General features: G+C 28.5%; 11 protein-coding genes. All 11 read left to right on the top strand.

The features are described 5' to 3' along the window. Position 1: 1 nt before the first annotated feature. The gene (gene cysN, locus CRU95_RS12780) at positions 2 to 1,462 is read left to right on the top strand and encodes a sulfate adenylyltransferase subunit CysN (protein ID WP_129101504.1); all 1,461 of its coding nucleotides are present in this window, start codon (positions 2 to 4) and stop codon (positions 1,460 to 1,462) included. Between the two features lie 25 nt (positions 1,463 to 1,487). Further along, entirely contained in the window at positions 1,488 to 3,077 is a 1,590-nt protein-coding gene (locus tag CRU95_RS12775; RefSeq protein WP_129101503.1) for a nitrite/sulfite reductase, read from the top strand. Next, positions 3,046 to 4,347 carry an aminotransferase class V-fold PLP-dependent enzyme gene (locus CRU95_RS12770; protein WP_129101502.1) on the top strand — a complete coding sequence of 434 codons (1,302 nt, stop codon included), beginning with the start codon at positions 3,046 to 3,048 and terminating at the stop codon, positions 4,345 to 4,347. Before CRU95_RS12775 ends, CRU95_RS12770 begins: the two co-directional genes overlap by 32 nt. 93 nt (positions 4,348 to 4,440) lie before the next feature. Beyond that, positions 4,441 to 6,255 carry a PhoX family phosphatase gene (locus CRU95_RS12765; protein ID WP_129101501.1) on the top strand — a complete coding sequence of 605 codons (1,815 nt, stop codon included), beginning with the start codon at positions 4,441 to 4,443 and terminating at the stop codon, positions 6,253 to 6,255. Positions 6,256 to 6,263: 8 nt separating this feature from the next. Next, positions 6,264 to 8,018, top strand: a complete 1,755-nt coding sequence (locus CRU95_RS12760) for a hypothetical protein (protein ID WP_129101500.1) — start codon at positions 6,264 to 6,266, stop codon at positions 8,016 to 8,018. Further along, positions 8,015 to 8,737 (top strand): nickel/cobalt transporter, encoded by a 723-nt coding sequence (locus CRU95_RS12755; protein ID WP_258238719.1) that lies wholly within the window; start codon positions 8,015 to 8,017, stop codon positions 8,735 to 8,737. Before CRU95_RS12760 ends, CRU95_RS12755 begins: the two co-directional genes overlap by 4 nt. Then, positions 8,734 to 9,216 (top strand): DUF1007 family protein, encoded by a 483-nt coding sequence (locus CRU95_RS12750; protein WP_129101498.1) that lies wholly within the window; start codon positions 8,734 to 8,736, stop codon positions 9,214 to 9,216. Before CRU95_RS12755 ends, CRU95_RS12750 begins: the two co-directional genes overlap by 4 nt. Then, positions 9,216 to 9,530: a hypothetical protein gene (locus CRU95_RS12745; protein ID WP_129101497.1), complete on the top strand. Its 315-nt coding sequence runs from the start codon at positions 9,216 to 9,218 to the stop codon at positions 9,528 to 9,530. The genes CRU95_RS12750 and CRU95_RS12745 overlap by 1 nt, the downstream gene beginning before the upstream one ends. A gap of 37 nt (positions 9,531 to 9,567) precedes the next feature. Beyond that, positions 9,568 to 10,683, top strand: a complete 1,116-nt coding sequence (locus CRU95_RS12740; RefSeq protein ID WP_129101496.1) for a metallophosphoesterase — start codon at positions 9,568 to 9,570, stop codon at positions 10,681 to 10,683. 167 nt (positions 10,684 to 10,850) lie between these two features. Continuing rightward, a complete protein-coding gene (locus CRU95_RS12735) occupies positions 10,851 to 11,237 on the top strand; it encodes a PAS domain-containing protein (RefSeq protein WP_129101495.1) in 387 nt (128 codons plus the stop codon). Between the two features lie 9 nt (positions 11,238 to 11,246). Then, on the top strand, positions 11,247 to 12,346 hold a 1,100-nt coding region (locus tag CRU95_RS12730; protein WP_258238718.1), incomplete at its 3' end, for a nitrate- and nitrite sensing domain-containing protein.

The following is a 12,346-nucleotide window of genomic DNA, read 5'->3' as shown; positions in this document are numbered from 1 at the left end:
GATGGCACACCAATCAGATTTAATAGCTGAAAATATTGAACAATATTTAAAAGAGCATGAGAATAAAGAGATACTAAGATTTATAACTTGTGGTAGTGTTGATGATGGGAAAAGTACTTTAATTGGAAGATTACTTTATGATTCAAAAATGATTTTTGAAGACCAATTAGCTGCAATAGAAAAAGATAGTAAAAAAAGTGGAACTACTGGTGATAAAATTGACTTAGCACTTTTAGTTGATGGATTAGCAAGTGAGAGAGAGCAAGGTATTACTATTGATGTTGCCTATAGATTTTTCTCAACTGAAAAAAGAAAGTTTATCATTGCAGATACTCCAGGACATGAACAATACACAAGAAATATGGTAACAGGTGCTAGTACAGCAGATGTGGCTATTATCCTAATTGATGCAAGATCTGGGGTGCTAACACAAACAAAAAGACACTCTTATATAGCTTCTCTTTTGGGTATTAAGAATCTTATTGTTGCAATAAATAAAATGGATTTAGTTGATTTTAGCTCGGATAGATTTGAAGAGATTAAAAAAGATTATGCGCAGATTATTCCTAATCTTCCACATAACAGTGATATCAATTTTGAGTATATTCCAATCTCTGCACTTGATGGAGATAATATCCTTACAAATTCACCAAAATCTACTTGGTACAAAGGTCTACCACTTATGCAATTATTGGATACTATTGATATTCATAAAGCTGAGAATCATGACTTTAGATTACCTGTTCAATATGTATCAAGACCTCATTTAAACTTTAGAGGATTTTCTGGGACTATTGCAAGTGGAAAAATTTCTGTAGGTGATGAAATCACTGTATTACCATCAAGAAAAACTTCTATTGTAAAATCTATTGTTTCAAATGAAATTAAAGATTTAAGACCAATAGGAAAAGATGAAACTGTTGAGACTATACAAACAGCATTTGCTCCAATGGCTACAACAATCACATTAAAAGATGAGATTGATATCAGTAGAGGAGATATGATTGTAAAATCAAGTTCTATTCCACAAGTATCAAATAAACTTGAAGTGATGGTTGTTTGGATGGATGAGAAAAAGCTTGAACTTAATAATAACTATATTATTAAAAGAGCAACTTCTGTTATAAATGGAGCATTCAAATCAATAGAGTATAAAAAAGATATTAATACTTTTGATGAAGTTAAAGCAAATCAATTAGAGTTAAATGATATCGCAAAATGTACCCTAGCAATAGACAGACAAATCGCAGTTGATCCATATAATGAAAACAGATATACAGGAAGTTTTATTATCATAGATAGATATACAAATTCAACAGTTGGTGCTGGTATGATTGTATCTTCAGTTATGAATGAATCTGTAAATAAAGAAGAAAAAATAAGAGATTATTCAAAAGCAGAAGTTGAGCTTAATGCATATATTAGAAATAATTTCCCAGAATGGGGATGTAAAGAAATTTAATGGAACATTTTTCAAGGATTAGATAATGGCAAAAGAGAGTGCAGCTCAAAGAGTAGAGCGAATAAAAAAAGAGAAGAATGGATTAGATGTATTAAAAGATATATATGTCTACGCTGTTTTAGGAGAAGAAGTACATCCAGAAGATATTGATAGATTTAAATGGTATGGACTTTACACTCAAAATAGAAATCTTCAAGCAGAAGATGACCCAACTTTATATTTTATGTTAAGAATAAAATTAGAGAGTGGATCTATGAATTTAGAACAACTAAGAGAAGTGTCTGCAATATCTAAAGACTATGCAAGAGGAACAGCAGATTTTACAACTAGACAAGATATTCAACTGCACTATATTCAAGTAAAAGATTTGCCTGAAATATTTAGAAGGTTAAATGAAGTTGGATTATCAACAATTTTTGCAGCTGGAGATGTTCCAAGGAATGTAACTACATGTGCAGTTTCAGGGATTGACCATGATGAACTTTATGATGTACGACCAATTGTTGAAAAAGTAAATGATTATCTAAGAGGAAATAAAAACTTATCAAATTTACCAAGAAAATATAAAATTGGTATTAGTGCTTGTCATAAACACTGTATGGGACATGAGATACAAGATTTATCTTTTACTGCTGTTCCATGTGATTGTAGTGACAAAGTACTTTTTGATGTAAGTGTTGGAGGAGGATTAGCTTCAAATAAACAAATTGCTACGCACATGGGATTTGTAACACCTTCTCAAATCTTACCAATAGTAAAAGCTGTTAGTACAATATATAGAGACCATGGATTAAGAGAAAATAGAAGAAAAGCAAGACTTGGGCATCTAATTGATGAGTGGGGAATTGAAAAATTCAAAGAAGAAGTAATTGCTAGATCAAAAGTTGCCATAAAAGAAGAAAAAATAATGGAGTATACTCCTTATGCAAAAAGAGAACATTTTGGTATTCATGATTCTAAAGAAAAAGCAAAATCATATATAGGTTGTGCTATAAATGGTGGACATATTGGTTCGCAAGGATTAGAAGACTTAGCAAATATTTTAGAAAAGCATGGTGCAACAACTATTAAAACTACAACTACACAAAATTTTGTAGTAAAAGATGTACCTACTAAAAGTGCTGAAGAACTTGCCCAAGAGTTAAAAACAATTGGAGTTGATGCCTTTCCAAGTCCTTTTAAAGCAAGAACTCTTTCATGTACAGGATTAAACTTTTGTAAGTTTGCTATTTCAGAGACTAAAGACAAAGCAATTTCACTTGCAGAACATTTAGAGAAAAAGTTTCCTGATTTTAATGAGACAGTTTCTATATCTGTAAATGGTTGTCCAAACTCTTGTGCTCATCCACATGTAGTTGATATAGGTTTACTTGGACTAAAAGTAAAAAATAAAGAAGGAATTACAGTTCCTGGATTTGAACTTATTTTAGGTGGAAATCTAGAAGGAAGTAAATCTAACTTTGGAGAAAAAGTAAAAATCAAATTTTTACCAGAAGAAGCTGAAGGTATTTTAGAAAATATTATTCAAAAATATATAGCTAGTGGTGAAAATGATCTAAATAAATTTTTAAAAGAGAGAATAAATGACGAAGAATTTGTTTCGTCCCTTCATTAATCAGCATACGGATAAACTTCAATACTTAAAGTATGGAACAATAGGTAAGCACAAAAGTGCTTACTTTGACTATACAGCTTCAGGATTAGCATTTAGGCCTATTGAAAATCGTATTTACGATATGTTAACAACATATGCAAATACACACTCAAAAGAGTCAGGTATGGCTAATCAAACAAATACTTATTATGAAGAAGCATTAACTAATCTAAAAAAATCTTTAGAATTAAATGATGAATTTGAAATAATCCCCAGCGGCTGTGGCTCAACTGCTGCAATAAAAAGGTTTCAAGAATTATTAGGGCTTTATATTCCACCTGCTACAAAAAGAAGATTAAAAATAAATATTGATAAATCAACTCTTCCTCTTGTAATTGTTGGACCTTATGAGCATCACTCAAATGAAATAAGTTATAGAGAAGCTATGTGTGAAACAGCTAGAATTGGACTTACAAATGAGGGATTAGTAGATTTAGAAGAGCTTGAAAAGATTTTAAAAGAAAATCAACACAGAGAACTTATAGGTTCATTTTGTGTAGCTTCAAATGTTACTGGAATAGTAACTTGTTACAAAGAAATTTCTAAAATGCTTAGAAAATATAATGCTATAGTATCCCTTGATGCAGCAGCTTCATCTTCATATATGAATATAGACTGTAATTATTTTGATGTAATGTATGTATCTCCTCACAAACTTTTAGGAGGACCTGGTTCTTGTGGCTTACTTATTATAAAAAAAGATTTAATAGACCCTAGTTTATCTCCTACTTTTGCAGGAGGAGGCACAGTTACTTATGTAAATAAATCTACAGTTGAATATGAAAAAGATATAAGAGCAAGGGAAACAGCAGGAACTCCAGGAATCATTCAAGTGATAAAAGCAAGTTTAGCTTATCAACTAAGAAATGAAATAGGTTTTAATTTTATATTAAAAAGAAAAGATGAATTATTAGAATATTTTTTAAAAGAAGCACAAAATATACCAAATATAATCATTTATGGAAATAAAACATCATATAACATTGGAATTGTTTCATTTAATATTAAAGATTTAGACCCTTATAAAATATGCGAAAAAATTTCTACTAATAATGGGATTCAAACTAGAGCTGGATGTTCATGTGCAGGACCATATGGTCATGACTTATTGCACTTTAATAATAAAGATGAATTAAATAAAAAACCCGGATGGATAAGAGTTTCTATTCACTACACTCAAACAAAAGAAGAAATAGATGAGCTAATAAAAGCTCTTAAGAACGCTATCTAATAAAAACAATTTCAAAATATAATTTAATTGTAATTGCTTTGTAACTTATAAAATATAAAATCCTGAATAATGATTCAAATTTAGGAGTAAGATATGAAAAACAAAGTAATTACAGCTTCAGTTATTGCAGCATCTGTTCTATTTTCAGCATGTGCTACAAAATCAAATATGGTTAACTCAACAACTCAACATAGCATCAAGTTCAATGAAGTTCCAGTTCCCTTAACAGATAGTGAAAAAAGAAAGATTGTTGCTTCAAGCCAAATTGAAGTTGATGGACAACAAACTAATATTGGCTATAACACTATTATAAGAAGTGGTGATAAAGTTGGGAATGGTATCTTTGGTCTTTTATATGACAAAGAAGGAAATCCAGTAAGACAAAAAGATGGTTCTTTAAAAATCTCAAACTCAAATGACTTTGCTTCTCTTTTACCAGTAGGTGAAAAACTTTTTATGGTATCACACTTTGAAAGTAGACCAGCTGCTATGTATATCACAGAGTTAAACCAAGCAAAAGATGGAAAATTAACAGCTGTAAATACTAGAAATATTGATTTTGCCAAAGTAAATGGACTTTGGGTTCCTTGTGCAGGAAGTGTAACTCCTTGGCATACACATTTAGGTAGCGAAGAGTATGAACCCGATGCAAGAAAAGTTGCAGCTGATGGTTCAATTGATGATTATTATGCTCCTATGGCAGAGTATTTCGGTGGAGATTTAAAATCATTAAATGTTTATGATTATGGTTGGTCTCCTGAAATAACTGTTTTAAATGAAAAAGGTGATGTAAAAGTTGAAAAACATTATTCAATGGGTAGATTTGCTCATGAATTAGCTTATGTTATGCCAGATGAAAAGACAGTATATTTATCAGATGATGGAACAAATGTTGCCTTATATATGTTTATAGCTGATAAAGCAAAAGATTTAAGTTCAGGTACACTATATGCTGCAAAATGGGATCAAACAAGTAATATAGGTGCTGGAAGTGCAAATATAAGATGGGTAAATTTAGGTCATGTAAGTGATGACTATGTAAAAGCTGGATTGGATCAAAAATTAACTTTTAATGATTTATTCGAAACATCTGATTCTCCTAAAGAAGGATTTACTTCAATAAATACAACAATGGGGCAAGAGTACTTAAAAATCAAACCAGGTATGGAAAAATTAGCTTCAAGAATGGAATCTAGAAGATATGCAGCAATGAAAGGTGCAACTACTGAATTTAGAAAAATGGAAGGTATCACTTACAATCCAAATGAAAATAAAGTATATCTATCAATCTCTGAGATAGCAAAAGGGATGGAAGATAACATGAAAAGTGGTAAGTCAAATGACAAGTATGACAAAGGTGGAAATAATGATATTAGAATTAACTACAACAAATGTGGTGCAGTATATGAATTAAACCTTGCACATGAAGATGATATTCAATCTGCAAAAGATGGTTCGTATATTAATTCTAATTATGTTGTAAAGAGTATGACTGGATTAGTTGCAGGTGAAAAAAATAAAGGAACGGGTGAGTTAGCAAAAGCAAATAAATGTTCTCTTGATGGATTAGCAAATCCTGATAATATTACTTTTATTCCTAATACAAATACTTTAATAATCGGTGAAGATACAGGTTCAGGTCATCAAAATGACTTTATTTGGTCTTATAACTTAGGGGAGAAAAAACTAACTAGGATCTTAACTTCTCCATATGGTTCTGAAACAACTTCTCCGTATTATTACAACAATATTGGTGGGCACGGTTATTTAATGGCAGTTATCCAACATCCATATGGTGAAGGTGATGCGATTACAAAAGAAGAAAATATGCCATCAACTGCTAAATCAGTTGGCGATATGAAAGCTTATACAGGTTATGTAGGACCACTTCCTGTGATTTCTAAATAAATTCAAGCATGAAAAGACTTATACTTTTAATTACAGCACTTCTAAGTGCTGTAATGCTTCAAGCAAATAAAGTTGATTTAAAAGACTCTTTTATTCATAATTCAACAGCCTATATTTCAAGCCAATGTTATACTAAAACAAATCACGAAAAAGATGAAAATATCCTAAGCAATCCTTGTTATTCTTGTCATAGTAAAAATAAAGAACCAAATTTTGCTTCTTATGACTCTGATTTACAAGAAGCATATGATTTTCCTGAAGTGGCATTAAATAATCCTTGGATAAACCTATTTAAAGATAGAACTAAAGAAGTTAGTAATATTTCAGATAACGAAATTATAAAATACATTAGAGAAGATAATTATAAAAATAAGAATAATCAACTAATTCTTTCTCAAAAATTAAAAAATATTTCAAAAGAATGGGATGCGAATAATAATGGTAAATGGGATGGATATATTCCTGATTGTTTTTATAATTTTGATAAAGAAGGCTTTGATAGAAAGCCAAATGGAGAAATTACAGGGTGGAGAGCATTTGCTTATTATCCATTCTTAGGAACCTTTTGGCCAACAAATGGAAGTACGGATGATGTACTCATTCGTTTACCAGAAATCTTTTGGAAAGATAAAAATGGTAATTTTGATTTAGAAGTTTATAAGATAAATCTCTCTATTGTAGAAAGTCTTTTAAAACAAAAAACTATCTCAACTGAAAAAATTGATGAAAGAAAATATGCTATTGATTTAAATAAAGATGGGAAAATAGACATTACAAATACAATTGTATATAAATGGACTATTCCAGATTATGATATTTCATCAAATACCCTAAGAAACTTTTCTATGAGTTATGTGGGACTTGCTAAAAATGCATTATTAAAAAATAAACTCCACATGGCACCCGGTCTTTATCCTACAGGAACAGAATTTTTACACTCTGTTAGATATTTAGATATAAACAAAGATTCTTCTATAATAATGTCTTCTAGAATGAAAGAACTTCGATATACAAAAAAGAAATATTGGGCAAGTTATTCAGAACTTCAACAAATAGGAAATGAAGAGATAAAAGACAAAAATGACTTTCCAGATAGAGTTGAACAATATACAGGAAATATCGAAATAGGCTTAAATAATAAAAGAGGTTGGTATTATCAAGGTTTCATTGAAGATGAAAAAGGTGATTTAAGACCCCAAAACCAAGAAGAAACACTTTTTTGCATCGGTTGTCATAGTAATACAGGAGCAATTGCTGATTCTACATTTGTTTTTCAAAGAAAATTTGAAAATGACCCTTATGCAAATGGCTGGTATCATTGGAGTCAAAAAGGATTAAAAAATGTTCCTGATAAAAAGCTTGCTAATGGGGAGACAGAATATGCAAGATACCTAAGACTAAACAATGCAGGTGATGAATTTAGAGCAAATAAAGAAGTTATGAATAAATTCTTTCACAAAGATTGGGAAAATAAAAAAGGTAAAATAGAAAAAGATTTAATTTCACGACTTGAAAATCCAAATATAGTACCAAATCAAGATTGGAAACTTAAAAAAGAAGCAATTAATAAACTTAAAAAAGATATCACATATTTAATTATACCAAGTAAAAAAAGAGCCTTAGAACTAAACAAAGCATATAAAGTGATTGTAGATGAACAAAGTTTCATTTATGGAAGAGATGCCCATATAAAACCTGTGACAAATGTGCATAAAGAAATAACACAAGGTCAATCTACAAATCTTCAAAAGGTAATAAATTGATTGATTCTATTTTTAATTATATAGTCAAATGGCAACAAACATTAAATATAACTATTTCTGATTATTTTGACTTATTAGATAATGGAGATAATACTATTATTATCTCCATTTTATTCATATCTTTTCTTTATGGTCTTATACATGCCTTAGGGCCAGGTCATGGAAAGATGGTAATTGCAAGTTATTTTATTGCTAAGGGTTCCAAGATAAGTGAAGCTTTAAAAGTAGGTTTTTTAACCTCAATTATACATACTTTATCTGCTTTAGTTATTACAGCATTTTTATATTTATTTTTTCAAAACGCCTTAAGTAGTTATTTTCAAACAATAAACACACATATGTACAAAATATCAGCTGTTTTTATAATATTCATTGCCTGTTACTTGCTCTATGAGAGCCTGAAAGATAGACATATAAAAGAAAAGATGAAACCTTTAGCGAATAAAAATATACTTTCTGTTGCTTTTTCAATTGGTCTTGTTCCTTGTCCTGGAGTTATGACAATAGTATTATATTCTATGATTTTGGGATATATCAGTTTAGGTATTTTTAGTGCTATTACTATGAGTATAGGTATGGGCTTAACTATCTCTTTGTTTGGGGTTCTTGCCTCATCAATAAAAAAATCCAAATATTCAAATTATCAAGCTGTTATTAATATTACAACTTATGTAGGTATTTCGCTACTATTTATTTTAGGATTTTTTTTATTATTATGAAAAAATTACTTTCTCTTATATTTTTATATAATATTGCCTTTGCCCATCCACACTATTTTATTGATGTAGATTTAAAAATAAATGCAAATAAAATATACCATCAATGGCAGTTTGACAGAATCAATTCTAAAATACTTCTATTTAATTTTGATAAAAATAGAAATAATATTTTTGAAAAGAATGAAAGTATAGACTTTTATAAGACAATACTAACTCCCATAAAAAAAGATAATTTTCATCTTTTTATAGACTCAAATACAATAGAGTATAAATTTAAAAAACTCAATGACTTTAAAATATCTTATACAAACAAAAGATTAACAATAAACTTCACCACTGAACTACAAAGTTTAAAAGAAACAACCATGTGTACTATCGATTCAAGTGTATACATGGCATTTAAATTAAATAGTGTTGATACAACATTAAAAATACAAACCCAAAAAAGTGAATATGACTTTTGCATAGGAACAATATAATGAAAAAAATAGTATTAATAACCCTACTTCTTTTAGTAAATATGTTTGCACACCCAGTAAGTTATACAATGGATATACAAGGAACATATGACAAAGTAAAAAAAGAGCTCTTCATCACATGTAAAAGTAGTAGTAGAAATAAATGTGGACTATATAATATTCATGTATTTAATAAAAATAAAAAAATACTTTTAGAGAAAAAATTTCCTTTTTTAAAAAAAAGCATTAAAGTGCAACTACAAAATACTCCAGAATTCATGGAGTTTTATTTAAGAGACATTCCTGAACATAAATATATTATTTATGTAAAATAATTTAAGACTTATTAATCTTTACAAGTTATAATCCCATATGAGATTTATATTATTTGCTACCGTTTTTATACTTGTAATGGGATTACTAAGTCTCTTTATCTCAAAAAGATTTATCAAAAAATTAGATATTTCTAAAAAATCAAAACTATTTTTAAATATATTTTTATTGGTTAATTTTTTAGGTGTCGTTGCTTACATGTGTACTAGATACTTAATTTCAGTACCAAATGACTTGTACTTTTTGCTTTCACTTCCTATTGGTGTTATTTTTTTACTTTTTTGTACAACTTTAATGTATGAAGTTCTTTCTCATCTTCCAAAAATTAAAAAAGATGAAAAAAGAAGAGCCTTTATGAAAAAATCAATTGACTTTGGCTCACTTGCTTTTGCCACATCAATTACTGCAAAAGCCATATACAATGCAAAACAATCTTATATTGAAAAGGTAAATGTCAAAATTCCTAATTTAAAAAAACCATATAATGTAGTTCAATTAAGTGATGTACATATTGGAGGATTGATAGATCAAGATTTTATTAAAAATATTGTTTATAAAGTAAATAAACTAAATCCTGATGCAGTTTTTATAACAGGAGATTTAGTAGATACAAATATCAAATTTGCAAAAAATGCAATTGATGAACTCAAAAACTTAAAATCAAAATATGGCACATACTTTATAGTTGGGAATCATGAATATTTTCATGGTGTAGAAGAGATAATCACATATTTAAAATCTATAAATATTAGTGTTTTAGAAAATGAGAATGTATATATTGGAAAAGAAAATCAAGGCTTTAATTTAGCAGGTGTTTATGATATATTTGGATATAGAGCAAATAAGTTTGCCCCAGATATTAAAAAAGCTTTAGTAAATGTAAAAGATTCTCCCACAATTTTATTAGCCCACCAACCTAAATATATCAATGAACTTGATAACCAAAATATTGACTTGGTCTTAAGTGGGCACACTCATGGAGGGCAAATAGTTCCTTTTAATTTATTAGTTAGACTTGAACAACCCTACATAAAAGGTCTTCATCAACATAATTCTAAAACTCAAATATATGTTAGCAAAGGGACAGGCTTTTGGGGTCCACCTATGAGACTAGGTGCTAGTTCTGAAATTACTTACCTTAAAATTACTTCTTAATCACTTTTAATTATATATTTATTTTAAATATAATATTAATAATATAGATATCATTATAATAACAAATTAAATTATTGTTATCTTAAAGTAAATTATTACTTTTTGATATTTACTAACAACTAAAATATGTTATACTAATCTTAAATATTACTTTTAAAGGATTTCAAATGAATAATAAAGAGATATTATTGAACTCTACTTCTTTTATTGTTTCAGAAACTGACGAGATGGGTATTATTAGATATGCAAATGATGAGTTTTGCGATGTTAGTGAATATACTTTAGAAGAACTTATTGGGCAACCACACAACTTACTTAGACATAAAGATATGCCCAAATCAACATTTGAAGATTTGTGGAAAACCATTCAAGAGGGCAAAATATGGAAAGGTTTTGTAAAAAACAGAACTAAAAACGATAATTTTTATTGGGTCTATTCTACTGTATATCCACTTACTTTAAGTGATGGCAGTAAAGGTTATATGTCATGCAGAAAAGTTGCATCAAGAAATGAAATAGAAAAAGCTACAAAGCTTTATAGCACAATGAAATAAGGAAATTCTATGAATATTATAGAAAATAGCTCAATTAAAAAAAGACTCTTTTTAATCTTTATTGTTCCTCTTGTTGCAATTATTTTTTTATCTTCTTTAGTTATTTTTGAACATTATCAAGATTATAAAAACTATCAAAAACTAGAAATAATGATGAATCTTAATTCAAATATATCACAAGTTCTTCATGAACTACAAAAGGAAAGAGGAGCAAGTGCTGGATATATTGGAAGTAAAGGTGAGAAATTTTCTGACATACTAAAAAATCAAAGATTATCTACTAATAATAAAATTAAAGATTTAGAAAATTTTATAAAAGATAATAATATTATACAACTTTCAGAAGCAGAAGCTAAAAATGAAATAAACAAGATTTTTCAGGACTTGGATAAAATTAGTTCTATAAGATCAAATGTCAATGAATTTAAAATTGCTCTAAAAGATGCTGTTAATTATTACTCAAATATAAATTCATCTTTACTTCATTTGACAACATACTCATTTAAAAATTCAAAAGATGCAGACCTTTCAAGCCAAGCAATGGCATATTATGAGTTTTTAGAAGCAAAAGAATTAGCAGGATTAGAACGAGCAATTGGTTCTGCAATATTTGGTTCGCAGGAAATAGATATTAACTTAAAGAGTAAATTTATTTCATTAATTGCTATGCAAAAAACATACATTAGCGAATTTCGTAATTTTGCTAATAAAAAAATACTAATGATTGAAAAAGAGACTTTAGATAAAAATGTTGTAGATGAAGTAAATAAAATGCGTGAAATAATTACTACAAATATAGCAGGTAGTCATACTGAAGTTGAACCAACTTTTTGGTTTAAGACTATAACAAAAAAAATAAATCTTCTTAAACAAACTGATGATTTAATAGCAAAAGAGATACTAAAAGAAACTATAGAAAAAAAATCTAAGATATTCAATACCTTTATTTTATATGTTGCCCTTGTATTGATTATAGTATTAATTACAACTTTCCTTGGAGTATATATAAGTAAAACAATTAAAGATGCTGTTTTAAAAATTAGAGAAGGTATTAAAGAATTCTTTGATTTTATGAATAGAAAAGCAAACATAGTAAATGAAATTGATAT

Origin of the sequence: Arcobacter sp. F2176, assembly GCF_004116465.1 — a bacterium.
Lineage (GTDB): Bacteria > Campylobacterota > Campylobacteria > Campylobacterales > Arcobacteraceae > Arcobacter > Arcobacter siniprincipis.
The sequence above is the reverse complement of the archived record's forward strand: the minus strand, read 5'-3'. Positions and strand labels throughout refer to the sequence as shown.

Excerpts from the sequence above, each read along its gene's own strand:
- CRU95_RS12760 (WP_129101500.1), top strand. The coding sequence starts at position 6,264 with ATGAAAAGACTTATACTTTTAATTACAGCACTTCTAAGTGCTGTAATG.
- cysN (WP_129101504.1), top strand. The coding sequence starts at position 2 with ATGGCACACCAATCAGATTTAATAGCTGAAAATATTGAACAATATTTA.
- CRU95_RS12750 (WP_129101498.1), top strand. The coding sequence starts at position 8,734 with ATGAAAAAATTACTTTCTCTTATATTTTTATATAATATTGCCTTTGCC.
- CRU95_RS12740 (WP_129101496.1), top strand. The coding sequence starts at position 9,568 with ATGAGATTTATATTATTTGCTACCGTTTTTATACTTGTAATGGGATTA.
- CRU95_RS12770 (WP_129101502.1), top strand. The coding sequence starts at position 3,046 with ATGACGAAGAATTTGTTTCGTCCCTTCATTAATCAGCATACGGATAAA.
- CRU95_RS12745 (WP_129101497.1), top strand. The coding sequence starts at position 9,216 with ATGAAAAAAATAGTATTAATAACCCTACTTCTTTTAGTAAATATGTTT.
- CRU95_RS12765 (WP_129101501.1), top strand. The coding sequence starts at position 4,441 with ATGAAAAACAAAGTAATTACAGCTTCAGTTATTGCAGCATCTGTTCTA.
- CRU95_RS12775 (WP_129101503.1), top strand. The coding sequence starts at position 1,488 with ATGGCAAAAGAGAGTGCAGCTCAAAGAGTAGAGCGAATAAAAAAAGAG.
- CRU95_RS12735 (WP_129101495.1), top strand. The coding sequence starts at position 10,851 with ATGAATAATAAAGAGATATTATTGAACTCTACTTCTTTTATTGTTTCA.